Genomic DNA, 25,614 nt, shown 5'->3' with positions numbered 1-25,614 from the left:
GCATGAGGCACACACGCGGAATCACATTGCTGGAGATGATGGTCACGGTGGCCATCGCCTCCATCCTGCTCGCCGCGGCGCTGATGGGCATCCAGACGCCCGTCAACCGTCAACGCGAGAATGAAGCCACGCGCGAGCTGTGGGCCTCCACGCTCCGCGCCCGGCAGCGCGCCATCTCCACCAACCAGCCCGTGCGCATCGTCGTGGAGGAGAACGTGCCTCGCGGCGATGAAACCTTGCGCACGGTGGCCCGGTGGGAACAGCTCCGGTGCGACAATGAATGGGACAACGCGAGCTGCCCCGCGAACGGCTGTGAGAACACCACCTGTCGCGCCAATCCGGACTGTTGCAGCGAGGTGGGTCAGGACATCGTCATTCCCGTCTCCATGAACGCGTCCGCGATTCACGGGCTCTGCTACATGCCCGGCTCCGGCCGCCCCGTGCGCCCCGGCGACCTGACCTGCATGCGAGACTTTCTCGATGACCTGCCCGCGTTGGACGCCGCTGCCCCGGGCAACCTCCGCTTCGACTTCACCTCGGGCCGCGCGCGCAGCCTCATCCAGGTGGAGCCACGGACGGGCCTCGCCAACGTGCTGGACTGCAACCCTCACGCATCGACCCAGAACCAGGTCGTCGAGTGCGTGAACTGAGCATTGCCGGCACCTGAAGAGGACCCTTCCCCGGACACACCCGCCGGGGAGGGCTCCTCGAAGGCGGCCCACTACGCCGCCAGGGCCTCGCGGCACTTGAGGCAGACGTCGCCGCCCTGCCCCACCGCTTCCGAATACGTCCAGCAGCGCGGGCACTTCTCGCCGTGCGCTGGGAGCACCTCGGCCGTGACGCGGACGCCTTCGCCGAAGGCCTGTGCCACTTCCAACGTCTGCGCCGCGTCCCCCTTCACGTCCCCAAGTTCCACCTGGCTGGTGATGAAGAGGCCCGGCAGCTCGGCCTGGTTCGCCTGGAGGAAGTCGCGCGCCGCGCCCTCCGCCGTCAGCACCACCCGCGCCTCCAGCGATGAGCCGATGCGCTTGTCCCGCCGCGCCGCTTCCAGCACGCCCTGCACCGCGCCGCGCACCACGAAGAGCTTCGCGTAGCGCTCGGCCAGCGCCGGGTCCAACTTCGCGGACACCACCGGGAAGCCGCCCAGGAAGACGCTCTCCGCCGGCTTGCCCGGCAGCGTCTGCCACGCTTCCTCCGCCGTGAAGCTCATCACCGGCGCCAGGAGGCGCAGCAGCACCGAGGCCACCTCGTACAGCACCGTCTGCGCGCCGCGCCGGGGCTGCCCGTCCGCGCGCCACGTGTAGAGCCGGTCCTTGAGGATGTCGAAGTACACCGCCGACAAGTCACCGGCGACGAAGTCCACCACCGTCGCGTAGACGAGGTGGAACTCGTAGTCCTCGTACGCCTTGCGCACCCGCGCCACCACCTCCGCCAGCCGCCCCAGCGCCCAGCGGTCCAGCGGCAGCAGCTCCGCCTCCGGCACTGCGTGCTTCGCCGGGTCGAAGTCGTAGAGGTTGCTCAGCGCGTAGCGGATGGTGTTCCGAATCTTCCGGTAGCCTTCCGACAGGCCCTTCAGAATCTGGTCCGACAGGCGCACGTCATTGCGGTAGTCGCTGGCCGCCACCCACAGGCGCAGCACCTCCGCGCCGTACTGCTGGATGACCTTGTCCGGCGCCACCACGTTGCCGCGGCTCTTGGACATCTTCTCGCCCTGGCCGTCCACCACGAAGCCGTGCGTGAGGCAGGCCTTGTACGGCGACATGTCGCGCGTGCCCACCGCCACCAGCATGGACGAATGGAACCAACCGCGGTGCTGGTCGCTGCCCTCCAGGAAGAGGTCCGCCGGAATCCGCTGCCGCTTCTCCAGCACCGCGGAGAACATGCACGCCGAGTCGAACCACACGTCGAGGATGTCCGTCTCGCGGCGGAACTCACCCTTGCCGCAGCGAGGGCAATGGAAGTCCGCGCCCAGGAAGTCCTTCACCGGCGTGCGGTACCACACGCCCACGCCTTCCTTCTCCACCGCCGCGGCCACCCGCTCCATCAACTCGGGCGACACCACGGCTTCCTCGCAGCCCTCGCAGTAGGCGATGCAGATGGGCACGCCCCACGTCCGCTGCCGGCTGATGGTCCAGTCCGGCCGCGTCTCCAGCATGCCGCGGATGCGGCTGTGCCCCCACGAGGGCACCCACTGCACCTTGTCCACCTGCTCCAGCACCACCTGCCGGAACGTCTGCGTCCCGTGGAACGGCGCGTCCATGGGGATGAACCACTGGTACGTCGCGCTCAGGATGACGGGATTGCGGCAGCGCCAGCAGTGCGGATACGTGTGCGCCACCGTATCCGTGGCGCCGTTGAGCAGCGCGCCCTTCTCCACCAGCAACTGGATGACGACGGGGTTCGCCTCGAACACGCGCCGGCCTTCCAGCGCCGGCCCCACCGTGTCGTCGTAGCGGCCATCCGGACGAACGGGGTTGTAGATGTCCAGCCCGTACTGCAGGCCGACCTCGTAGTCCTCCTGGCCGTGCCCCGGCGCGGTGTGCACCAGGCCCGTACCGGCATCCAGCGTCACGTGCTCGCCCAGGATGACGCGGCCCCGGCGCTGATAGAACGGGTGCTGGTACGTCAGGTGCTCCAGCTCCTCGCCGCGCGCGTACGCCAGGATGCGCGACGGGTCCACCAGCGCCGCCGCGGAGACTTCACCGCCGGGCAGCTCCACGTGCTTCACCGCCAGCTCATCCGCCTTCACCTCCGCCAGCACCTTGGGTAGCAGCTCCCGGGCCACGCAGATGACGCGCGCGCCCAGCTGGTAGAAGACGTACTCGAACTCCGGGTTGACGGCGACGGCCAGGTTGGACGGCAGCGTCCACGGCGTGGTCGTCCAGATGACGAAGGCCACGTCCTTGCCCTTCAGCGAAGGCACGCGCTCGGCCAGCTCCGCGCCGGCCTGGAAGGCCACGTACACGGAAGGCGAGGTGTGGTTCTCGTACTCCACCTCCGCCTCCGCCAACGCCGTCTGGTCATACAGGCACCAGTACACGGGCTTCTTGCGGCGGTAGAGCATGCCGCGCTTCGCGAAGGCGGCCAGCTCGCGGATCTCCTGCGCCTCGTAGGTGAAGTCGAGCGTCTTGTACGGCTGCTCCCACGAGCCGAACACGCCCAAGCGCTGGAACTCAGCCCTCTGGATGTCGACGAACTCCAGCGCATAGGCGCGGCATGCCTCCAGGAAGGCGTCGCGAGCCAGCGTGCGCTTGTCGATTTTCTTGTCCTTCAGCCGCTTCTCGACGGCCTGCTCAATCGGAAGCCCGTGTGTGTCCCAGCCGGGGATGAAGTCACACCGGCGGCCGGACATGTTCCGGTACTTCACCACGATGTCCTTGAGGACCTTGTTGAGCGCGTGGCCCGCGTGCAGGTGGCCGTTGGCGTAGGGCGGACCGTCGGGCAGGACGAAGGGCTCCGCGTCCGCGTTCTGCTCCAGAATCTTCCCCCAAATCCCTCGCTCCGCCCACCAGCCGAGCATGCGCGGCTCAAGCTGCGCCAGGTTCCCCTTCATGGGGAAATCCGTGCGCGGCAGGTTGACCGAATCCTTGAAGTCCTTGTCCTTCGGGGGCGTGTCGCTCATGTCGACAGCGGCCGTAACACGCTCCCCAGAGGGCTTCAATCCGCGGTGGGACTCGCGGGCTCCTGGGCAACGGTCCGGCGCACCACCACCACCGCCAGCCGGCCCTCCTTCGTGGGAGAGAACGACAGTTTGATTTCCTCGTTCGGCGAGCGGAACAGGCGCGGCTCTTCCTCACGGAAGCCCGCGTTGCCCAGCTCGGTCCGGTAGAAGGCCTCCACCTCCGCCTGCTTGGCGTTGACGGAATACGTGAGGGTGCGCGCCGACTCCGTCTCCGCCTTCATCGAGTCCGCGGCCCCTGGAAACACCGGCGCCACGGAGGACTGCGGCTGCTGCCGTCCCTGCGCCAGGTTCGCCTCGCCCATGAACACCGTGGTGGTGCCGTCCGGGTTGGCCTGAAGGATGGCCGTGTAGGAGATGAACTGCTTGGTATCGAGCGCGGTAATCATCGTCTCGCGCAGCAGCTGCGGCTGGAGCGACGGCTTGGGGACATGGAGCTCCCAGGCCTGGAAGCGCGACACCAGGTGCTGCCCGATGACCTCTGGCTTCTCCGCGCTGAGCACGGCGGACATCCGCACGGGGACGCCCTCCGCCATGACGGTGCCCGGCACGTCCACCACCGCCACCACCTTGGGCACGTCCCAGGTGAACGGCAGGCGCTGGGCGCGAGCCTCCATGGCCACCAGCACCAGCACTCCCGCGAGGAGTCCCTGCAGCACCTGCTTCATCCGTCACTCCACGAAGATGGCCGCCCCTCACCGGCCGGTTGGCTACTCGACGACCGCGTCCTCGGCCGGGACATCGAACTCCTGGGGCTGCGGGCGCGAGCCCGTCTTGCGAGGCGACTCGATGTTGTCCCGTGGGGGGCAGCGCTTCGAACACGCCGCGAACTGCTCCTGGAACTTCTTCGTGCAGCGCGAGGCACACGCGGCATCCCGGCCCCCGTTCGGACACCGGGACGTGCACTCGGCCAGCGTCGACCCGGCCTTGCCACCACAGTCCGCCTCACACTCGGTCCGCCCGGCCAGCGCCGCGGGAGACGACAACACCGCCGACACCAGGGCCAGCTGAATCCATCCAGAGAAGCGAATCATGTCAGTCGCAGTCCTTTCCAAGGAAGCACGCGCCCTTGCTGAAGCGCTGCAGGTGGGCCGCCGCGTACGGCAGCGTGGTGATGCCACCCAGCGCCGAACCCGGAGACGTTCCCCAGACGCCCATGTTGATGGGGTCCATCAAGGTGGGGAACTGATTGAAGTTGATGACGTCCTCGCCTGCGGCGCTGATCCACATCGTCCGCTCCTTCATGCCCAGGCCCACCATGGCCAGGGCCGTGGGCGGCAGCGGGTTCCAGAAGAGCGTCTGCTCGGCCAGCATGCTGGCCGCCCCGGGGATGGCGAGCACCGTGGGCGTGTAGATGCTGAACACCGCGGCATGGTACGGCGCGTTGGTGCAGGGCAGGAGCTGGTCCTGCATGATGATGTTGCAGGTGGCGGCCTCCAACTGGCCGGCCAGGCCCCAGTCGTCGATGAGCATGGAGTAGCTGCCCGTGCAGCGGCCGCCCACCGGACGCCCCACCGCGCAGACCTGCAGGCTGGCGAGCGAATCCTCCATATTTCGCTTCTTGTAGAGGCCGGCCTCGCCCTGGTCCAGGAACGAGCGGGGGAAGCGCCACGCGGCCAGGGTGGCGGAGGCGCGGCACGCGGTGCCGCCGTTGTCGCGATAGGTCGCCCGGGTGACGGCCGTGCCGCCCCAGTCCACGCCCACGCCCATCTCACAATCCACCGCCATGTTGCTGCCGGTGGTGAGCGCCTGGGTGATGCCCGCGCCCGTCGTGGAGGACAGTCCGTTGAAGTCCGCGTAGCGCGCCTGGGCGTCATTCGCGGCGTCCCGCATGGAGCTGCCCGCGGGGTCGTAGTTCACGGGGATGTGGTGCATCTGCCCATGCGTGCCATCCCAGAGCGCGGAGATGGCGGCCTCCTGCACCTTCAAGGACAGGAAGCCCACCTCGGCGAAATGGATGCCGAAGGTGACGATGGTGACGAAGAGCGTGACGCCAAGGGCCGCTTCGACCAGCGACTGGCCCCGGGCATGCCTGGAGCGAAGGGTCTTCTTCATCATTGGATTCCCCTGTAGCCCACGGAGCGAAGGGCCCGCAGCGTGCGGGCCGCGGCGGGCGCGCTGAGGTCCAGCGTGTTCGCGGCGTCATCCAGACCGGACTCGTCCGTGTCCGCTGCCACCAGCGTGGCCCGCCAGAATGGATTGAGCAGGTTGGGCGGCTCGCTCCAGTGGTGGAACGCCACGCTGTGGCCCCGGTGGAAGTACGCGATGCCCGTGGCCATGGCCGTCTGGACGTCGTTGGCCGTCCCATCCGCCATCTGGAAGCTGCGGTTGTCGAACTGCGTGCCGGTGCTGCCGCGCTCGAAGCGGTAGCGGAACGAGTAGTCCCACGGGTCCAGCTCACGCGTGCGCAGGTTGCGCTGCACGACCGCGAAGTTCTTGGGCTGGCCGTAGTTGTTGTCGCCGCCGTCCAGCAACTGGGTGAGGTTGTAGTCCAGGAACAGTGGCCAGATGCCCGGGCAGCTCGACACCGGGTTCATGCAAGGCATCAGCATGTGCCGCATGTAGGGACTGGGGTCGCTGCCGCCCGTCCAGCGGTGCTCGGGCGTGGGCATCGCGCCACCGGAGGACACGAGGCTCGCCTCGACGCCCTCCGTGCCACCCACGGCCGCGGGGCACGGCGCGCCGCCGCCGTTGGCCATGTGGTTGTAGAGATAGAGGATGCTGCCCTCGTCCTCGGCGGTGATGGCGGGCGCGAAGGGCATGATCATCGGCATCTGCCGCCCCTTCTTGCCGAAGTGCGTCGTGCCCTGCGTCGCCACCTCCACCAGCACCATGTCCGGCGGGTTGATGACCCAGGCCAGGTTGGCCAGGTGCGCGACGTAGTCCAGGTCCTGCCGCCACGTGACGAAGTGGAAGCCGCGGCTGCCCATGGCGGCATTCACCGCGTGCTGCACCGTCGCCGGGACGTCGCACACCGCGCCGCCCTGCGTGCAGGCCAGTCCGCCCGTGAGTTCGTCCTTGTTGACGCCGCCGATGGGCGGCACCTGCCACGCGGCATCGGTGGCGTTCGCGCCTGGGTTGATGTTGGAGAGAATCTGGTTGGTGAACCGCTGCGAGTCCACCGCGTCCTTCAGCTCCTGGTAGTTCTGCTGCTGGGCGAGGTACAGCGCGTTCTGCGCCAGCTGGTGCCCGCGCATCTGGAGCGCGAACAGCGGCTCATACGCCTGGAAGACGGCGTTGACCCGCTGGTCCTCCATGCGCAGCTTCCGCTGCAGATTGCCCAGGTCGCGCAGCCCCTTACTGCCGCAGCGGCAGCGCCGCGCGCACGACGCGCTCTTCCAGGCGCAGGGGCAGCCGGTGATGACGTTCAGCTGATACGGCCACTCCCAGTCACTGTAGCCCCCGCGAGCGGCGTTGAGCTGCGCGCGGTAGAGGCTGGCCCAGCTCACCAGACTGGCGGCGCCCGCCTGGGCCACCGCGTGCGCGATCTGCACGCGGTTGATGACGGCGATGTTGTTGAAGGTGCGCGCGGTGGCCACCGCGTTCGAGAAGGCCGCCGCGTCCGCCACCGTCTGGGCTTCGATGCGCTCGCGCACCTTCATGGTGAAGGACAGCGTCAGCGTCACCATCAGCACCATGAGCAACGTGCCGAGAGCGAACAGCACCATCGTCTGGCCACGGGAATGAGAACGATTCATCGGGGACAGTCCATGGAGGCGAAGTGACGCGCCTTGACGGGCGTCATCATCCGCATGGTGAAACTGGTTTCGATGGGGAACACGTACTCACGGCGGCCCACGCGGCTGGCCAGCTCGTCGCGCACGTCCGCCGCCAACGCGTAGGTGCTGGTGAACTCACCCGCGCCCCAGTTGGCGTTGCGCTCGGCCAGCACCAGCGGATTGGCAGCCGTGTAGTCCTGGATGCCAAGCTGCGCGAGGAACATCCGGGACATCACCCAGTTCGCGAAGGGGATGCGCATCGGGTACCAATAGATGAGCCGCACCTCCAGGCGCCGCAGGTGCCCCGGGTCGTCGAAGCCACGGTCCTGCGGGCTCTCCACGCCGCCGCCCGCCAGGCCGCGGTTGATCCACACGATGCTGCCGGTGTGCACGCCGTCCAGCCCGGCCTGGTACCGGTTGTCCCGGCGCGGCGCGAAGGCCATGGCCAGCCGCTCGGGTGCGCCCACGCCACCACCGTGCTCGCCGCCGACCTCCGGCGTGCGCATGCCGATGAAGGAGTGGAACGAAGGCAACAAGGCGAGGATGGCCGCGTGGCTCATCCGCTCGCACTCGCCATGGGCCACGCTGCCCGCGCGCGTCGCGCGGAAGGCCGCGTACTGCGCGAGCACGCGCGCCTGCAGCATCAGGAACAGCTGAAGCGTGCCCAAGACCAGGAACACGACGAGCGGAAGCGACAAAGCCGCCTCCACCATCGCCTGGCCGGACTGCCTTCCACGGCTCGGACGCTGAGAATTCATGGCGAACGTATGTTCCGGGGATTCAGCCGCGATCGGACATACGTCAACTTGACGGGGCGTTCCTTGCATCGCGAACAGGAGAACACGGCTCTGCGACAAACGCGTTTTTCTGGCGTGAAACAACCAAGTTACAGCATCCACCGCTGACTCATGGGGCTAACGCGACTTCATCCCCTTTGTATCCAGCTGGTACTTTTTCACCAGTCGTTCAATCGACTTCCGGTGGAGCCCACTCTCACGCGCGGCGCGAGACAGGTTTCCTTCGCAGCGCGTCAAAACGCTGGTGATGTATTCGCGCTCGAAGTTCTCCAGCAGCTGCTCCTTGGCGTCCTTGAAGGAGAGGTGCTCGTTGAAGGGCAGCGGCCCTTCGCGGACCTGTCCCCGCACGCGGGGCGGCAGGTGTGCGGGCTGAATCTCCTCGCCCTCACTGAAAGTGAGGACGTGAGACAATACGTTCATCAGCTCACGCACGTTGCCGGGCCATGAATACGACATCAGCAGGCCCAGGGACTCCGCGGAGAAGCGCTTCTTGCCGTGCTTGCCCACCACTTCCGGGTCCGCGAGCGCGCGCTTGAGGATGAGGGGGATGTCGTCGCGGCGCTGTCGCAGCGGCGGCAGCTGGATGGTGATGACGGACAGGCGGAAGTAGAGGTCCTCGCGAAAGCCTCCGCCCTGAATCTCCTTCATCAGGTCGCGGTTGGTGGCGGCGATGACGCGGCAGTCCACCTCGATGACGTCGTTGCCGCCCACGCGCCGCACTTCATGGTTCTCCAGCACGCGCAGCAGCTTGGGCTGAAGGTCCAGCCGCAGCTCGCCCAGCTCATCCAGGAAGATGGTGCCCCCGTGCGCGCGCTCGAAGGCGCCCGGCCGGCTGCTCACCGCGCCGGTGAAGGCGCCCTTCTCGTGGCCGAACAACTCGCTTTCGATGAGGTTGGGGGGAATGGCGCCGCAGTCCAGCACCTCCATGGGCCCCTTCGTGCGGCCGGACAGCTCATGGATGGCGCGCGCCACCAGCTCCTTCCCGGTGCCCGTCTCACCTTGGATGATGACGGACACACCCATGGGGGCGATCTTCTTGATGAGGCCGAATATCTGCCGCATCTTCACGCTCTGCCCCACCATGTCGCACAGCTCGCCCTCGCGGTCGGGCTCGATGGTGACTTCCTCATCCAGCGGCGCGAAGGTCAGCACCGACGAGCCCGCGCGAATCTGCGAGCCCGGTGACAGGTAGGCCCGCTCGATGCGCCGGCCATCCAGGAAGGTGCCGTTGGTGGAGCCCAGGTCCACCAGCAGATAGCCGCGCTCGGTGAACTGGATTTCGAAGTGATGACGGCTGGCGGTGCGATCCTCCACCAGCACCAGGTCATTGCCTGGATGCGCGCCGCAGCGCAGCCGCTCCTTGTCGCTCACCACCGAGCGGCCGGTGTCCGGTCCGGAGGTGACGGCCAGGCGGCACTTGTGGAGCTTCACCGTGGTGCGCGGGTCCACCACGAGCGTTTCGCCCAACAACGGAGAGTGGTTCAGGTCTTGTCCGACGTCGCCGGGACTGGTGTGGATGTCGTCAGGGTGCAGAGGGGGAGCACTCATCTGCGCACGAGGATAGCAAAGGCCCCCCACGAGGCCCGCCCCTCGCGGGCGTCCGTGCTAGGCTCTCGCGCCCCGCCCATGTCCCCGCGCAAAGTGAAGCCGAAGAAGGTCCCGGTCCCGCCCGGGTCCCAGGCACCCGACCGTCCCGAGCGGGCCCCACGGCGAGGGCACGCGAAGAAGACGGTCGTCATCCTGTCCCGCAAGCGCGCGCTGTACTCCACGCGGCGGCTGGTGGCCGCCATCCGCGCGCGGGGCCACCGCCCGTTGGTGCTGGACACGCTGCGTTGCTGCCTGCTGCTCGCGCAAGACGCACCGCGCATGACGTACCGCGGCGTGGAGGTGCGTGGCGTGGACGTGGTGGTGCCGCGCATCGGCGCGTCCATCACCGCCTATGGCCTGGCGGTGGTGAACCACTTCGAGATGATGGGCGTGCCCGTCCTCAACCCGCCCACGTCCATCGCGCGCAGCCGCGACAAGCTGCGCGCGCTGCAGTTCCTGTCGCGCTCCGGGCTGGACATCCCCCGCACCGTCATGGCGCACGACCGCAGCAACGTGCGCCGGCTGGTGGAGGAGGTCAACGGGCTGCCCGTCATCATCAAGCTCATCAAGGGCACCCAGGGCGTGGGCGTGATGATTGCCCACACGCTGTCGGAGGTGCAGACCATCCTCGACACCTTCTGGGACCTGGGACAGGAAATCGTGCTCCAGGAGTTCGTCGCGGAGAGCGAGGGACGGGACGTGCGGGCCCTCGTCGTGGGTGACCGCGTGGTGGGCGCCATGCGGCGCAAGGCCAAGTCCGGCGAGTTCCGCTCCAACATCCACCGCGGCGGTGAAGGGCAGGCAATCGAGCTGACCGAACCCTACATGGAAGCAGCCGTGCGGGCCGCGCGCGTCGTCGGGTTGGAGGTCGCGGGCGTGGACATGCTGGAGGGCCACGCCGGCCCCCGGCTGATGGAAATCAACTCCAGCCCGGGCTTCGAGGGCCTGGAGCGCGCCACGCATATGGACATCGCGGGGGCCATCATCGACCACGCGCTGAAGTACGCCGAGGCGAAGCGCGCCGGGTGAGCGCGAACCCGGGTCACGTGAGGTTGCTCGCCTGCTTTCGAGCAGACGCGCAGCCGGGGCAAGGCACCTTGCATGCTCCTCAGGAACTCAGGAATGCCTCCGTGACCCGCGTGTCCTGAGGAGTTGGCAGCGACGCGGGTGGCCCTCTAATCTGGCGGCCCTCAAATGAAAACGCTGCACAAGCCGCTGCAGATCACCGTCTACCAGGACGTGCTTTGTTCCTGGTGCTACCTCGCCGACCTGCGCCTGGATGTCTTGCGCCAGGAGATGGGCGAAGCCGTTCGCTGGAGCGTCAGGCCGTATCCGCTGCGCGTCCATGACGTGCTGCCCACGACGCGCGAACAACGCGCGTTGGTGGAGGAGGTCGAGCGCGCACAGCGCGAACCGGACGCCGCCGCGCGCATGTTGTCCACGGACCTGTGGCTCGGGGGAGATCCACCGCGCACCAGCGTGCCGGCGCTGGCGGCACTGGAAGCGGCGCGGCTGCAGGGCCCGCAGGCGCGCGCGTTCCTCGCCCGCGCCATGCAGCGCGCCGCGCTGGAGCAGGGCGTCAACGTGTCCCGCCCGGACGTGGTGTTCGAGCTGGCCTCGCGCGTGGGCCTGGCGATGAACGAATTCTCCGCGGCCTTCCGCTCGGAGGAGACGCGCCGCCTCATCCTCGACGAGCACCGGGATGCCACCCACCGCGGCGTGCGGGGCGTGCCCACGCTCGTCATCGGCGGCCGGTGGATGCTGTGCGGCCTGCGTGAGCTGGCCGAGTACCGCGAGCACATCCTCGCGTGCCTGGGCAAGGTGTCCGTGCCCCGCTCGGGTTCACCCGAGCGAGTGGTGCACTGAGGCACCCCACCCTTCCGGAGGCCCTGCGCGCGACGGGCGCGCAAGGCCCCATGTAGAGGGAAGGCTCAGGCCTCTTCGGCGCCGCTACTGAGCGCCAAGACGAGCCCGGCCATCAGCAACTGCAAGAAGCCCAGGGCGGGAATCACAGGCACGCAGCAGAGGAACACGCTCAGCATGGCGAGCAAGCCCCCCAGCAGCACCGTTCCAATCATGGGCAGGCGCTGACCGCGCGAGTAGGCGAAGCAGCGGCGCAGCGTCTCCACGACGCCGGGCGATTCGGTCCGGGCCAGCTCAGGCTGCATCAGGATGAGCGGCGTGAGGAGCCACCCGCCCGGGAAGATGTAGAGCGCGATGGCCACCAGCCCCATCACCGCGAAGGCCGGCACCATGGGCTTCAAGGCCGCGTCCATTTCCGAGGGCGGCAGGTCCTTCAGCGCCACCAGCTCCGACCAGGACAGGGTGCCGGTCGCCAGCCCCGCGCCCAGCGCCACCACGACGATGAGCAACAGAAGCGGGAGCATCAGCAGGAAGGACAGGAACAGGGTCCCCAGGTACTGGGGAATCTTGCCGAACTGGCTGAACATCCGCGTCAAGTCCGCGCGCCGACCGCTGAGCACGTCCATGCACATCCGGAGGAAGCCCATCGTTACCGCTCCCTGGATGGCGTAGGAGCCGATTATCCCGACGATGAAGCCCAGGACGGTGACGACAACGCTCCCCGTCAGGCCGCTGACGACGGAGAAGATTTGCGAGACGACCTGCCCGGCGAAGGACCCCGCCAGGAAGATGAGCACGCCGACACAGAGCATCACCCACTCGCGCTTGAACGCATCCCAGGACAGGTCCATCAGCCCGGAGACGCTCCAGTTCTCGCGGTTCAGTGGAAAGGCCTGCCCCACGCCCTCGCGCTGACGGCAGGACGGGCACCAGGCTTGCGAGCCACCCTCGCCGCAGGTGCGGCACATGAAGTTGCCGCAGCGGGAGCAGGTGCCCACCGCCTCGAATCCCGGGTGGAGCGGACAGCTCGCGCCCGAAGTGAACTCAGTCTCCGCCATGGTGCTTCTCCCCACGCGCCGCGGATCACCCTTCCGGGACAGGCAGCGCGCACATTTCCCCCTACACCACCCAGGCGGTGTCCACCAGAGGACGAAGGGCGCTATCCTGAGGTTGGCGGATGCCTGACGCGGGACTGCACCCGGGCGTGAATTTTCTCCGCGCCCCGCCGTCTTCCTCGCGTGGCCGCAAGGTGGACGGCCCGGCCGTCCACTCCGCCCAGGAGAGTCACCACATGCGCCGCCTGCTCGCCCTCGCCGTTCCGCTTGCCCTGATGATGGGCACTGGCTGTGTCGCCCACGTCCACGGGCCGGCGCGTCACCACGCCCCGGTTCAGGTCATCGAGTACAGCTATTCGAGCGACCACCCCATCCCCGATGACTTCGGCGGCGGCTGGTGCCCGTACTCGCACGTGCATGTCCACGACTACGAGCCGACCACGACGTACTACGTCTACTCGGACGACGCGTACTACTACAGTGGCCCGTCGGTGGTCTGGTACTGGAACGACCACCCGCACGCGCACGGCGGCCTCTGCAACATGCACGGGCGCCACTCCCACGACTACTACCCGAGCACGGGCAGCATCTACCGCTACGAGCGCAACCGCGGCTACGTGTGGAGCCGCACGCACAGCGCTTCCGCCGGCTACGGCTACGTGCGCCCGGCGACGCGCCCCTCCAACCACCCCTCCCGCCCCGTGGTGCCTGGCAACACGTACAGCGGCACCCGGCCGCCCCCGGGAGGTACGCGCTGGACCACGCCGCGCGGTTCCAACTCGGGTGGCAACCACCGGCCGTCACGTGGCCAGGGCAACGACTCCGGCAGCGGCTGGAGCAGCCCTCCCGCGGGACGCACCTCGAGCAACAACTCCGGTAGCGGCTGGAGCAGCCCTCCCGCGGGACGCACCTCGAGCAACGTCGCGCCCAGCAACAACTCCGGCAGCGGCCGGAGCAGCCCTCCCCCGGGGCGCACCACGAACAACGCCGCGCCCAAGGACGACGACTCGCGCGACAACAACAGCGGCAACCGCTGGGGCAGCGGCAACTCCGGGAGCAGCGGGAGCTCCAGCAACTCCAGCAGCTCGGGCTCCAGCAGCTCGGGCTCCAGCGGCAGCGGCTGGGGGCGCGGTGGCAGCAGCTCCGGCAACAGCGGCAGCAGCAACCGTAGCGGAAGTAGCGGAAGCAGCTCGGGCTCCAGCGGCGGCGGCTGGGGACGCGGTGGCAGCAGCAGCGGAAGTTCTTCCTCGGGGTCCAGTGCGCCTCCGTCCGGCCGTTCGGGTTCGTCGTCCTCCTCCGGCGGCAACAGCCGCTGGCGCTGAGTCGGGCCCCACCGCGGGGCGGGTGACGGTTCGACAACACCTGGCTTCCACATGAACGGCGCCGCGTCCCACTCCGGGGCGCGGCGCTGATGTTTTTCGGACAGCGCGGCGCCCTCTGGCCCCATGGCCAGCACCACCGCGGCGTCGACCAGGGGACGGACGGAGCGTGGGGTGGATTGCCGCCACGTGAGGCCGTGGAGAGCTTTCCCGCGATGATGCGTCCTCTCCTGATGGTTCCATGTGCCGTGCTGGGACTCTCACTGGGCTGCGGCCCTGGCGATTACACACCCGACCCTGGCGTGCAGACCGACGACGCCGAGGCCGTGGACCTGGACAACCTCCGCATTGGTGTCAGCGGCACGGTGGACCTGCTCCCCGAGGCCCGGCGGTTGCTCGAGGCCCGGGGCCTGCCCCTGCCCTCGCTGGAGGGAGCGCCCCTCACCGCCGCGGAGCCCCTGCGGCTGGCGGTGAATGACGCCAACGCCACCTTCGGCACCGCGCCGGCCGCCGCGGATGGCGCCTTCACCGTGCGCGACGTGGCGGTGCGGGAGATGCATCTGAGCCTCGCGGTGGGCGCGGAGGCCGCGGGCCTGGTGCCCGCCCATACCGTCGTCTACGACTCCACCTTCACCGGTGCCCGGCCGCGCACGGACATCATCGGCGCGCGCGTGTGGGCGCTGCCGGACGCCTTCCATGACGCGCTCAGCGTCGCCGTGGGGGAGAGCGCCATCCGGGGCCACACCGACAACCGGGCGGCCACCCTGCGCGACGCCGGCTTCGTGCTGGGGCGCGTGGTGGATGCCAGCGGCCATCCCGTCGCTGGCGCGAAGGTCGCCCCCGACGGCGAGGCGCTGGCCGGTCGCATCTACTACCCCACCGCCGACCTCCAGGGAGCGAACCAGCAGGGCACCGGCCCGGACGGATTGTTCGTCTACGTCCACTCGGGCGTGGACGCGGAGGCCTTCCTCCTGTCCGTCACGGGCACGGACGGCTACGTGCCACGCAACGTGGGCGTGGCGCCGGGCTGGGGGCTGGTGCTCACCATCCATCCCGGCCTCCACCCGCCTCCCTAGGCAGCGCGGCGCCCGGCCTTCCGCTCGCGACTCGGCTGCTCGGGGCCTGCTGCCCCGCGCGCTGGCCGCCCCCATGTTCCGACGGAGGCGCGCACGGCCCGAGCCAATGACTGGCGGCGCCCCCACCGTCCGCACCCATCGCTGCGCCGCACTCGCGTCCGATGCCGGAGGCAAGAGCGCGACGCATCTCTCGCTGGAGCGTCTCGACGGGGGGCCTCGGGCCGGTGCGTCACGGGAGGAGCCCTGTGCGTTCCTGGGGGACGCCACGATGAACGAGTGCTGGAGGCCGCAGCGTCGGAGCGCAGCCATGGCCCGCGGCATCGCCTGGCTCGCGACGCTGGGCGCCCCGCTCGTGGGCGCGCTGTACCTCCTGGGCTGGGCCTGGGACGTGGAGATGCTGAGGCCCGGCGTGGCCGGCATCCCCATGACGCCGGTGACGGGCATCGCCATGGTTTTCGGCGGCGCCGCCCTGGGCCTGCGGCTGCGCTCCCGCCCGTTCCGCCATCAGGACCACACGGCCACCGCCTGCGCGCTGGTGACGATGGCTATCGGCGCGGTGAGTCTCCTGCGCGACATCACCGGCTGGGACCTGGGGATGGAGCGCGTCATGCTGCGCCTGCTCGATGGACACGCCTCGGTGCTCCCTCGGCCCTCTCCCCTCTCCGCCACCTGCATGACGCTGCTGGGCATGGCCCTGGCCCTCCCTGAGCGGAGCCACTCCGTCCGGCCGCGCGACACGCTGGTCGTGTTGTCGCTGGTGAGCTCGACGCTGGGCCTCAACGGCCTGTTGATGGGCCCCTTGTTGACGGTGGGCACCCTGCCCTTCCTCGCCGAGCGCAGCATGGGCCTGCCCACCGCGCTGACGCTGATGCTGCTGGCGGTGGGCACGCTCTGCGCACGGCCAGGGCTGGGACTGATGAGCCGCATCACCCGCGACTCGCTCGGCGGCTTCCTCGCGCGCCGGTTGGTGCCGGTGACGCTGCTCGGCCCCTCGGTGCTGGGCATGGTGTTGATGCTCCTGCACGAGGTGCGCGCCATCAACCTGGAGGCGAAGCTCCCCATCTTCGCCACCTTCGTGAGCGCGGGCGGCGCGGCGCTCGTGCTCCTGTCCGCGCGGGCCCTGGACCACATTGAAGCCCACCGCCAACAGGCCACCGCGGCGCTGGAGGCCTCCGAAGCGCGCTACCGGGGCCTGCTGGAGACCACCCCCGCGCCGCTGCTGACGGTGGACGCGCACGGCCTGCTGCGCTTCGTCAACACGGAGGCGGAGCGGGTGTTCGGCTACCCGCGCGAGGAGCTGCTGGGACGCGAGGTGGAGGTGCTGATCCCCGAAGGACTCTTCGGTGGCCGGAGCCTGGACACCGGCTTGGGCGAGCACGCCATCCAAGGCCGCCGCAAGGACGGCAGCCCGCTGTCGCTGGAGGTGCGGCTGAGCCCGGTGTCAGGCCCGGAGGGTCCCAGCGTGCTCGCCGTCGTCCGCGACGTGACGGAGCGGGAGCGGTACCTCGCCAAGGTCCAGCGCGCCCGTGAGGAAGCGGAGATGCAGCGCAGCCAGGTGCAGGCCCTGCTGGACCACACGCCCGTGGGAATCGTCTTCGCGGAGGCGGACGGCGGCGGGCTGGTGGCCAATCCCGTCGCGGAGCAGCTGCTCGGGCGCCCGCTGAAGGGCGTGAGGCTGGAGATGATGGGGAACAACCCGTTCGTGCTCACCACCGACGGCAAGCCGGTCCGCAGGGAGGACGTGCCCATCGTCCGCGCGCTCCTCACGGGCCAGCTCGCGGGGCCCGAGGAGTTCCTCATCCTCCACCCCGACGGGAGCCGGCTGCCGGTGTTGATGACCGCGGCTCCCGTCTTCGGTCCCACCGGAAAGGTGCGCGGCGTGGTCTCCACGGCGCAGGACGTGACGACGCGCCACGAGCTGGACCGGCTCCGCGAGGAATACGTCAGCCTCATCTCCCACGACCTGCGCAATCCGCTCCACACCATCAGCCTGCGCGTGGGCCTGCTACGGCGCGCCCTGCGCGAGCGGAACCTGGAGCGGGAGGAATCCATGACGGAGTCCATCCAGCGCAGCGTGGCCTGGATGAGCACCATGATTGAGGACCTGCTGGAAGGCTCGCGGCTGGAGTCCCAGCGGGACACGCTGCGCCGCGAGCCCCGGGACCTGGCGCGCTTCCTGGAAGAGGTGATGGAGCGGGACGTGGCCCCCGACGTGCGCGAGCGCTTCCACATGGAAGTCCCAGGCGCGTTGCCCCCCGTCTGGATGGACGCGGCGAGGCTGGAGCGGGTGGTGGCCAACCTGCTGAGCAACGCCGCCAAGTACAGCCCCGGTGGGCAGCCCATCACCGTGCGCGTCCAACTCCAGCCGGGACAGGTGGTGGTGTCGGTGACGGACCTGGGCCCCGGGCTGAGCCCGGAAGACGCCGCCCACGTCTTCGACAAGTACTACCGCACGCAGAAGAGCAGCGCGTCGGACGCGAAGGGCCTGGGGCTGGGGCTGTACATCAGCCGCCTCATCATCGAAGCGCACGGCGGCCGCATCTGGGTGGAGAGCGAGCTCGGCCGAGGCTCCACCTTCAGGTTCAGCCTGCCCGTGGCTCCGCCCGGCGCGAACCCGCTCCCGCCCCAGGTCCCGGATGGCCAGGACCCGGCGGCGGGAGACGGCTCCGCCGTCAGCGCGTAGGCGCCCAGCGCGGCAGCCAGTCCGGCCCCTTCGCGCTCGTCAGACGCGTCTGGCCGCTGCCATCCGCGCGCATGAGGTACACGTCCGTGTCGCCCTGGCGCTCGGACACGAAGGCCAGGTACTTCCCGTCCGGACTCCACGCGGGCATGTCGTCCCGGTGCTTGCCGTCCGTCAGGGCCACCGGCGCGCCGCCCGCCACCGGCACCATCCAGATGCGGGCGTTCCCATCCGGCAGACGGCTCACGTAGACCAGCCGCTGCCCGTCCGGACTCCAGGCGGCTTCGCGCTCGTCGCCCACGAAGGACTCGCCCGACACGGCGCGCAGGTCCGAACCGTCAGGACGGAGGAAGTACAGCCGGTCCTTGCGCTCGCGATCGCTGACGATGACGAGCCACTTGCCGTCCGGGCTCCACTTCGGCGTGCGGTCCTCATGGTGGAAGAAGGTGAGGCGGCGCTCACCGCTGCCGTCCGCGTTCGCCACGTAGACTTCGGGGTCGCCCTCGCGGCTGCACACGAAGGCCACCTCCCTGCCATCCGGAGACACCGCCGGCTCGAAGCAGCCTTGTGGCACCTGCGTGAGGCGCACCTCCGGCACACCCTCACGGGGCTCCAGGCGCACCACGTCGCTGAAGCCCTCCGCGTCGGACTCGGCCACCAACCAGGTGCCATCCGGCGCCCAGCTCGCGTTGCGCGCACGCGCCCGAGGTGGGTGCAGCGGTACCGCCGGGCTCTTGCCATCCAGCGGCAGGACCCGCATCTGCTGGCGGTGCAGCCCGCCCTCCTCCGCCGCGGAGATGACGAGCAGCGACTTGCCATCCGGCGACAGGGGACCGGGGTACACGTCCTCCTCGCCGCGCGTCAGCTGCGTCTCCACACCGTCCGGACTCACCTTCCAGACATCCTTCCGCCCTGCCCGCTCCGACAAGAAGATGACCGCGCCCGGAATGGCGCCAGCCTCCTCCTTGGACAGCGGCCCGGGGCCGGACGTCCCGCCACACCGGCCGGAACATCCGACACCGAGCACGGCGAGCGCGGTCAGACACCGCGCTCGCCACGGCCAGGAACGCTGAAGCCGTTCAAGGCCCCGCATCACCACCTCACTGAATCCGGAGGGCGTCCGCCATGACGACGTAGCCTTCGGTGGCCCAGCGGCTCAGCTGCACCTTGTTCCAGCCGGCGTTGAAGTTGTAGGTGCCCAGCGTCACCCACTTGCTGCCGTTGGTCTGCTGGTTCACCGTCACCGTGCTGTTGCCGCCCGCGTGCGTAATCATGAAGGGCGCCGAGGGAGAGCGGTTGGTGCCCTCCACCCACCAGGCCTGGATGGTCCGGCTGCCCGCCGCAGGCATGTGGAAGTGGAACACCGCCGGCTCGGAGATGGGCTGCGTGGAGGCGTAGTAGTAGTCGTTGCCGTAGTAGCCCGCGCTGGTGCCACGCGCCCAGGAGGACGGCACCGCGATGTAGCCCTTGCTGGAGTCGTTGTTGGCGTTGTTGCTGTCCACGACGATGACCGGGTTCGTTCCACCGCCGCCGTCACCACACTCGCTGCGGATCTTGCTGATGTACGTGGACCACGGCCAGTTGGGGCCCGGGTCCGTGCGGGTCTCCGGCTGCAGCCGGCCGTGCGCCACGATGTGGTAGCTGTCGCGCGGGATGCCCTGGTCCCGGGTGATGTTGCACGTCAGCTTGGCGGAGGTGTTGATCATCCCCGTGGAGAACGAGGCCGAGCTGGCGTAACCACCGTGCTCGATGCCGATGGAGAAGTCGTTCGTCGACCGGCCGTTGAGGTTCGACTTGACGCCGCCGTTGAGGCTGCTGCGGTAGGCGGCGGCCACGTGCCAAGCGCGGCTCGACTCACGCACCAGCTGCGACACCTCGGTGCCGCTCTCGTTGACCACGTAGTGCGCGCTCACGCCCGCGGAGGAGTTGGTCAGCCAGCTCCAGCAACCCGAGTAGCCACCCTCACAGGTGTGGATGACGACCATCTGCTGACCGATGCCAGCGGGCCGCGCGTTGTAGTTGGGCGACGGGCGCCAGATGGAGGCCGCGTAGTCCGGGCCGGCCGCAAGGGCCTGCATCTTCGGCAGGGCGAACTTCGGCTCGACCTGGGTGGCATCCAGCGACACCGCCACCTTGCCCGCCGGCGTGAACGCGCCCGCGCCCTCGCGCAGCACGGCGTACACGTCGTTGTGGATGTAGTGCGCCTGGATGTCCGGGTCGGAGATGTCCGTCAGGCGCACGGCCACCGGGGCCCACGCGCCCAGGTCCGCGCGGTCGATGCCCGCCTCGTCGGCGTACTTCGACAGCAGCGCGGCGCCGGCGCGCAGGTTGGCCAGCGGCTCGTCACGCACCGCGTCCGCGGACACACCCGCCAGGGCGGCGCCGTCGGTGATGAGCTGACCGCGCAGGGCCAGCAGACCAAAGGCCGCCGGGCGGCCCTCGAACTCCTCCTCGCCGCGGACGTGCTCCCAGCGCGTCTCCGCGTAGGAGATGGCCTTGAGCAGGCTCACCGGAACGTTGAACTCACCAGCGGCCTTCGCGAACTGCGCGTCCAGTTCGTTGGGCGTGCGGCGAGCCGCGTCGGCCACCGCGCGGGCGGCGTCGTCCACCGCGCCTGCGGGAACCTGCGACTCAGGTGCCGTTTCTTCCGGAGACGTTTCGGGCTGAGGGCCACAGGCCGCCAGGGCCATGGCCGCGGCCGTCACCGCGAACGTCTTGCGCAACACGTGCATGGAAACTCCTTGAAGGGGGGTCAGCAGCTCCACGGTCGCCCCCGTCCCACGGGAGCGGCGCAGGGGGCCACGCCTGAGCACCATGCATGCCAGCCACGCGGTCCCAGGGAGCACCTCTTTTTCCCGACCCGAGGTGGAGCATCGATGCTCCACCTTCCCGTCAAGAAATCATCCCTCGAAACCGGGCACCCGACAGTGCAACCACTTGGAATCAGGAGTGACGCACATGTAAGCCCTGACAATCGCGGCGTCGGGTTGGCCAGCCGATGTCGCACTGACGTGTTTCGAGACAGCCACATGTAAAACCACTTTACTGCCTTTCCAGTCCTCCCCACCTTTTGGCGTGACACCGGATGCAGGGGATAGGACGAGGGTGCCGACAGGGGCGAGGGCTTCCGCTATGAGGGGGCCATGCGGCTCTTCGGAATCGGCGACACCCACCTGCCCTCCACGCGACAGAAGGACATGCACCGCTTCGGGTGGTCCGAGCATCCCCTGCCGCTGCAGCGCGCGTGGGATGAGCGGGTGGCTCCGGAGGACGTGGTCATCGTGGCGGGGGACATCTCCTGGGCCACGCGGGCCCACGAGGTGATGGATGACCTGGCGTGGCTGGACGCGCGCCCGGGCCGCAAGGTGCTGGTGCGCGGCAACCACGACTACTGGTGGGGCGACTCCGCCTCCAAGCTGCGCAAGCTGTTGGAGCCCTTCCGCACCTTGGAGGGCTTCCTCCACAACAACGCCGTCGTCATGGGCCCATGGGTGATTGCGGGCAGCCGCCTGTGGACCGCGCCGGAGGCGCCGCCCATGCCCGGCGGGGAGATGGGGGACGAGGCGGCGGACACCGGCTACGTGGAGCGGGAGACGCGCCGGCTGACGGCCTCCATGGAGGACGCGAAGAAGAAGGAGGCGGCCAGCGCCACGCCGCTGGTGCGCGTGGTGGCCGTGCACTTCCCGCCGGTGTACGCGAACGAGAAGGCCACCGCCTTCAGCGAGCCCATCGAAGCCTTCGGACCGAAGGTGTGCGTCTATGGCCACCTGCACGCGGCCGGCATCGCCGCGGGCTTCACGGGCGAGCGCGGCGGCGTACGCTACGTGCTGGCCTCGTGTGACGCGGCGGGCTTCGCCCCGGTGCTGCTCGACGAGGTGTGAGGAGGCGCGCCATGCCGTCCAACAAGGCGGAGCTCGAGGCCCGGCTCGCGGCCGTGCACCCCGGTGATTCGGTGCGCGGGCTGTTCTTCAAGTCGGTGCTCAGCCTGGTCCAGCAGCAGGCGGGCCTGACGGCGCTGGAAACGGTGCGCGCGGGGGCGCTGAGCGCGGCGTACACGGACTTGCTCACGTACCCGGCGCGGGACTTCCTGACGCTCCTCTACCGCGCGGCGGACGCGCTGGAGCCGCTGCTGGGCCCCGAGGACGCCGTCTTCCATGCCTGCGGCGAGAAGGACGTGACGCGCTTCTCCACCGGGCCGGGCATGCTCATCTTCGGAATCATCTCCCGCGGGGACCCGCAGAAGCTCTTCGCGGGCGCGCAGATGGGCTACGGCGCGGCCGTCAGCTACGGCAGCCGCGACTACGTGCCCACCGGCCCCACCTCCGGCACACTGCACATGCGCCGGGACATGCTGCCGCCCGCCTACCATGAGGGCATCCTCACCGGCGCGCTGAAGGTGCTGGGCCTGCAAGGCACCGCGCGCGCGACGCCGCGAGGCATCGACAGCGCGGACTACGACATCCAGTGGGCTTGAGGCGCGGCGCTCAGTCCACGCGGATGTAGGTGACGTCCAGTTCGGCGACGACGCGCTCGCCCACCGACGCCTGGCAGGTGAAGGTGTGCGCGTCACCGTCGTGCGCGCTGCGAACGGCGCCGAACGTCACCGTCTGGCCCGCGTAGGCCAGGGTGTCCGCCTTCAGGCGCACGTCCTTCGCCATGCAGCGGGCCCACGGCGCGCCTTCCAGCCGGCGCAGCAGCGTGGTGGCCACGCGCGTCATCCCACTGGCCACCACGGCCACCGGCATCACCGGGTGCAGCGCGAAGTGCCCCTTGCACATCTCCGCCGTCACCGGCCCCAGCGTGGCCGACAGGCTCTCACCATCCGGCCGCCAATCGCGCAGCGCCAGCGGCTTGCTGTAGGGGTTCTGCCGCAGCCGGGCCCACTCCTCGGGGGTGCGCTGCACGCCATCGTCGCGGCGCGGCTCGCGGCGCATGTCCACCCGGGCCTCGCCGAACAGGCGCGTGAAGGCGGCGGCGGACAGCACGCTGTAGTCCACCTCCAGGCGGAAGAACGGCGTGCCGTCCGGCAGCGACAGCAGCGTGTGCGCGGTGGCCGTGCGGCGGCCGGTGAACTCCGCCTTCGCCAGCCCCCACAGCAGGTCCGTGGCGCGGGCCATGGGCTCCGGGCGCAGCCACTGCCCGCGCGCGCCGCACGCCAGGTAGAAGTGCTGGCCGTCCTTGGGCGACATCAGCGCGGACGCGCACGAGCCCAGAATCGCCAGGTGCCGCCCCGCCTCACCCAGGCCAATGGGGCCCGCCTCCGCGTCCGGGTCCTGCTGCACCGGGATGCGCGCCACCACCTCGCCCTCCCCCATCACCGTCACGTCCTTGAGGGCGTAGTAGGGGTCCCGCACGCAGATGCGCGGGTAGAGGTCCGCATGCGTCAACAGCGTGTGCGGTGCCAGCCCCGACAGCGTCTCCAGCGTCTGCTCCGACGAAGCCCAGGCAGAAACAGGGGCAACAGCGGAATTCGCGGACGAGGGCGCAATGTCGAGGAGCATGGACTGACCTGATTTCGGACGAGGGGTGCCGGGGGACACCAGTTTTCGAGATACCGAGCTTCGTTCCGCCGACAGAAGATTAATTCCGGCGGACGAAAATGATTCTCGGCATACGGTCCGATTTGTTGCGTCCCGTCGTAATTTTACGACTAAGCAGTAAATCTGGACGCAAATGTGGCAGGGAGGCGCAGCCCAGGACACAGAAGCGTCATTCAACGCAAAGAGTCAAGGCAGATGTGGGGTGAAGCACACCCGCCCCCGCTCCGGCGTTCACGGGGCTACAACTCCACCTGCGCGCCCAGCTCCACCACCCGGTTGGGCGGGATGCGGAAGTACGAGGTGGCGCTGCGCGCGTTGCGGCTCATCCAGGCGAACAGCGCCTCGCGCCACACGGCCATGCCCGGGCGCTTGGTGGGAATCAGCGTCTCCCGGCCCAGGAAGAAGCTGGTGCCCATCAGCTGGAACTGGAGCCCCTTCTCGCGGCAGCGCTTCAGCACGTCGGGGATGCCTGGGTTCTCCATGAAGCCGTAGCGCGCCACCACGCGCACGAAGCCCTGCTCCAGCGGCTCCACCTCCACGCGCTCGCTGGGCGGCACGTGCGGCAGCTCCTCGGAGAGGATGGTCAGCAGCACCACCTGCTCGTGCAGCACCTTGTTGTGCTTGAGGTTGTGCAGCAGCGCGGGCGGGGTGCCTTCCGCGTTGCCCGTCATGAAGATGGCCGTGCCCGGCACCCGCACCGGAGGGTGGTCGCCGAAGCTGCCCAGCAGCTCCTTCAGGGGGATGCTGGACGCGCGCAGCTTGGCCGCCAGGATGTCGCGCCCCCGCTTCCACGTCGTCATCAGCGTGAAGACGACGATGGCCATCAGCAGCGGGAACCAGCCGCCGTCCGCCACCTTCACCGCGTTGGCACCAAAGAAGGCCAGCTCCACGACCAGGAACAGGCCCACCACGGGAATGGCCACCCACCGCCGCACGCCCCACAGCTCCCGGGCCACCACGTAGGCCATCAGGGTGGTGATGACCATGGCCGTGGACACCGCGATGCCGTACGCCGACGCCAGCGCGCTGGAGGAGCGGAAGCCCAGCACCAGCGCCACCACGCCCACCAGCAGCGCCCAGTTCAGACCGGGCAGGTAGATTTGCCCCATCTCCTCCGCCGAGGTGTGCACCACCTCCATGCGCGGGCTGTAGCCCAGCTGCATCGCCTGGCGCGTCAGGGAGAACACCCCCGCGATGAGCGCCTGCGAGGCGATGACGCCCGCCACCGCGGACAGCGCCACCAGCGGGTACAACATCCAGGACGGCGCCAGCAGGAAGAAGGGATTGCGCGCGGCGCTCGCGTCGCGCAGCAGCAGCGCGCCCTGCCCCAGGTAGTTGAGCATCAGCGCCGGAAGCACCATGGAGAACCACGCCAGCTGGATGGGCTTGCGGCCGAAGTGGCCCATGTCCGCGTAGAGGGCCTCACAGCCCGTCACCACCAGGAACACGCCGCCCAGCACCAGGAAGCCATGCAGGTGGTTGTGACGGAACAACTCCACCGCGTGCCAGGGCGACAGCGCGCCCAGCACCGCCGGGTTGTGGGCCAGCTCCTTCGCGCCGAGCACGCCCAGCGTGAGGAACCAGATGCACATGACGGGCCCGAACACGGCGCCAATCTCCGAGGTGCCGTGCCGCTGCACCAGGAAGAGCCCCACCAGGATGACCAGGGTAATGGGGATGACGTAGGGGTCGAAGACGGACGTGGCCACATGCAGGCCTTCCACCGCGCTGAGCACGGTGATGGCCGGAGTGATGATGCCGTCTCCATAGAGGAGCGCCGCGCCGAAGATGCCCAGCGTAATCAACACCGGACGCGACCGGTGGGACGGCTGCGCGCGCTGACGCTGCATCACCAGCGCCATCATCGCCAGGATGCCGCCTTCGCCCCGGTTGTCCGCCTTCATCACCAGCAGCAGGTACTTCACCGACACGATGATGATGAGCGACCAGAAGATGAGCGACAGCACCCCCAGCACGTTCGCGGGCGTCGGCGGAATCCCGTGCGCCCCCGTGAAGCACTCCCGTAACGCGTACAGCGGGCTCGTGCCGATATCGCCGTAGACGATGCCCAGGGCCCCGAGGGCCAGCAGCGCCGAGCGCTTGAAGGTGTCCGGGCCCTTTTTGACGTCTTCGCCGCCCGGCACTCCGGTGGTGGTCGCTTTCACGAAGCCGCGCTTTAGCTGAACCCGGGCCTAGAGCAACCGCCACCGTGTCGCGCCCGGAGTATTCCCTTGTGCGCCTGACGCCCCCCGCCTCGGCGTCACAGGGCCCTAGGGCGGGGAGTGCGTCCGGAACGAAC

The 25,614-nt window shown here is 69.2% G+C and carries 20 protein-coding genes; 8 read left to right on the top strand and 12 right to left on the bottom strand.

Features of this window, described 5'->3' with window-relative positions:
• Window positions 1-2 precede the first annotated feature (2 nt).
• Window positions 3-650, top strand: coding sequence for a pilus assembly FimT family protein (locus OZ403_RS01710; protein ID WP_268783308.1), 648 nt, complete (start codon window positions 3-5; stop codon window positions 648-650).
• A 71-nt stretch (window positions 651-721) separates the two neighbouring features.
• On the opposite strand, the gene ileS is transcribed toward OZ403_RS01710, so the two are convergent.
• The 7 genes from ileS to OZ403_RS01675 all read right to left on the bottom strand — a co-directional run bounded on the left by ileS (window position 722) and on the right by OZ403_RS01675 (window position 9,743).
• The gene (gene ileS, locus OZ403_RS01705; protein ID WP_268783307.1) at window positions 722-3,622 is read right to left on the bottom strand and encodes an isoleucine--tRNA ligase; all 2,901 of its coding nucleotides are present in this window, start codon (window positions 3,620-3,622) and stop codon (window positions 722-724) included.
• 35 nt (window positions 3,623-3,657) lie between these two features.
• On the bottom strand, window positions 3,658-4,347 hold the full coding sequence (locus OZ403_RS01700) for a hypothetical protein (RefSeq protein WP_140786792.1): 690 nt from the start codon (window positions 4,345-4,347) through the stop codon (window positions 3,658-3,660).
• A gap of 42 nt (window positions 4,348-4,389) precedes the next feature.
• Window positions 4,390-4,713 carry a hypothetical protein gene (locus tag OZ403_RS01695; RefSeq protein WP_140786791.1) on the bottom strand — a complete coding sequence of 108 codons (324 nt, stop codon included), beginning with the start codon at window positions 4,711-4,713 and terminating at the stop codon, window positions 4,390-4,392.
• Between the two features lies 1 nt (window position 4,714).
• Window positions 4,715-5,737: a pilus assembly protein gene (locus OZ403_RS01690; protein WP_237077944.1), complete on the bottom strand. Its 1,023-nt coding sequence runs from the start codon at window positions 5,735-5,737 to the stop codon at window positions 4,715-4,717.
• On the bottom strand, window positions 5,734-7,377 hold the full coding sequence (locus OZ403_RS01685; protein WP_174259169.1) for a TadE/TadG family type IV pilus assembly protein: 1,644 nt from the start codon (window positions 7,375-7,377) through the stop codon (window positions 5,734-5,736). The genes OZ403_RS01690 and OZ403_RS01685 overlap by 4 nt, the downstream gene beginning before the upstream one ends.
• Window positions 7,374-8,156 carry a TadE/TadG family type IV pilus assembly protein gene (locus tag OZ403_RS01680; protein ID WP_237077943.1) on the bottom strand — a complete coding sequence of 261 codons (783 nt, stop codon included), beginning with the start codon at window positions 8,154-8,156 and terminating at the stop codon, window positions 7,374-7,376. Before OZ403_RS01680 ends, OZ403_RS01685 begins: the two co-directional genes overlap by 4 nt.
• A 156-nt stretch (window positions 8,157-8,312) precedes the next feature.
• A complete protein-coding gene (locus tag OZ403_RS01675) occupies window positions 8,313-9,743 on the bottom strand; it encodes a sigma 54-interacting transcriptional regulator (protein WP_174258605.1) in 1,431 nt (476 codons plus the stop codon).
• Window positions 9,744-9,821: 78 nt separating this feature from the next.
• On the opposite strand from OZ403_RS01675, the gene OZ403_RS01670 reads away from it, so the two are divergent.
• On the top strand, window positions 9,822-10,811 hold the full coding sequence (locus OZ403_RS01670; RefSeq protein ID WP_140786790.1) for an ATP-grasp domain-containing protein: 990 nt from the start codon (window positions 9,822-9,824) through the stop codon (window positions 10,809-10,811).
• Window positions 10,812-10,976: 165 nt separating this feature from the next.
• Window positions 10,977-11,648 (top strand): DsbA family oxidoreductase, encoded by a 672-nt coding sequence (locus OZ403_RS01665; RefSeq protein WP_140786789.1) that lies wholly within the window; start codon window positions 10,977-10,979, stop codon window positions 11,646-11,648.
• A 65-nt stretch (window positions 11,649-11,713) separates the two neighbouring features.
• Here the strand turns inward: OZ403_RS01665 and OZ403_RS01660 are convergent, their stop codons facing one another.
• On the bottom strand, window positions 11,714-12,703 hold the full coding sequence (locus tag OZ403_RS01660; RefSeq protein ID WP_140786788.1) for a hypothetical protein: 990 nt from the start codon (window positions 12,701-12,703) through the stop codon (window positions 11,714-11,716).
• A 233-nt stretch (window positions 12,704-12,936) separates the two neighbouring features.
• On the opposite strand from OZ403_RS01660, the gene OZ403_RS01655 reads away from it, so the two are divergent.
• From OZ403_RS01655 to OZ403_RS01645, 3 genes are all read left to right on the top strand, one after another.
• A complete protein-coding gene (locus tag OZ403_RS01655) occupies window positions 12,937-14,022 on the top strand; it encodes a hypothetical protein (protein ID WP_161605113.1) in 1,086 nt (361 codons plus the stop codon).
• Between the two features lie 89 nt (window positions 14,023-14,111).
• Window positions 14,112-15,095: a carboxypeptidase regulatory-like domain-containing protein gene (locus OZ403_RS01650; protein ID WP_268783306.1), complete on the top strand. Its 984-nt coding sequence runs from the start codon at window positions 14,112-14,114 to the stop codon at window positions 15,093-15,095.
• Window positions 15,096-15,402: 307 nt separating this feature from the next.
• Window positions 15,403-17,778: a sensor histidine kinase gene (locus OZ403_RS01645; protein WP_237077942.1), complete on the top strand. Its 2,376-nt coding sequence runs from the start codon at window positions 15,403-15,405 to the stop codon at window positions 17,776-17,778.
• Here the strand turns inward: OZ403_RS01645 and OZ403_RS01640 are convergent.
• Together OZ403_RS01640 and OZ403_RS01635 are read right to left on the bottom strand one after the other, a co-directional pair.
• A complete protein-coding gene (locus OZ403_RS01640; RefSeq protein WP_140786785.1) occupies window positions 17,768-18,868 on the bottom strand; it encodes a TolB family protein in 1,101 nt (366 codons plus the stop codon). The genes OZ403_RS01645 and OZ403_RS01640 overlap by 11 nt on opposite strands.
• Window positions 18,869-18,875: 7 nt before the next feature.
• Complete coding sequence (locus OZ403_RS01635; protein WP_174259168.1) at window positions 18,876-20,507, bottom strand: golvesin C-terminal-like domain-containing protein; 1,632 nt, start codon at window positions 20,505-20,507, stop codon at window positions 18,876-18,878.
• 411 nt (window positions 20,508-20,918) lie between these two features.
• Between OZ403_RS01635 and OZ403_RS01630 the strand changes: the two genes are divergently transcribed.
• Both OZ403_RS01630 and OZ403_RS01625 read left to right on the top strand, forming a co-directional pair.
• Window positions 20,919-21,656 carry a metallophosphoesterase gene (locus OZ403_RS01630; RefSeq protein WP_140786784.1) on the top strand — a complete coding sequence of 246 codons (738 nt, stop codon included), beginning with the start codon at window positions 20,919-20,921 and terminating at the stop codon, window positions 21,654-21,656.
• A gap of 11 nt (window positions 21,657-21,667) precedes the next feature.
• Complete coding sequence (locus tag OZ403_RS01625) at window positions 21,668-22,249, top strand: TIGR02265 family protein (protein ID WP_174258603.1); 582 nt, start codon at window positions 21,668-21,670, stop codon at window positions 22,247-22,249.
• A 10-nt stretch (window positions 22,250-22,259) separates the two neighbouring features.
• On the opposite strand, the gene OZ403_RS01620 is transcribed toward OZ403_RS01625, so the two are convergent.
• Together OZ403_RS01620 and OZ403_RS01615 are read right to left on the bottom strand one after the other, a co-directional pair.
• Window positions 22,260-23,276 carry a hypothetical protein gene (locus tag OZ403_RS01620; RefSeq protein ID WP_237077941.1) on the bottom strand — a complete coding sequence of 339 codons (1,017 nt, stop codon included), beginning with the start codon at window positions 23,274-23,276 and terminating at the stop codon, window positions 22,260-22,262.
• 278 nt (window positions 23,277-23,554) lie between these two features.
• Window positions 23,555-25,480: a potassium transporter Kup gene (locus OZ403_RS01615; protein WP_237077940.1), complete on the bottom strand. Its 1,926-nt coding sequence runs from the start codon at window positions 25,478-25,480 to the stop codon at window positions 23,555-23,557.
• Between the last annotated feature and the right edge of the window lie 134 nt (window positions 25,481-25,614).

It is taken from the genome of Myxococcus sp. NMCA1, from assembly GCF_026810205.1.
GTDB lineage: Bacteria > Myxococcota > Myxococcia > Myxococcales > Myxococcaceae > Myxococcus > Myxococcus xanthus_A.
The sequence above is the reverse complement of the archived record's forward strand: the minus strand, read 5'-3'. Positions and strand labels throughout refer to the sequence as shown.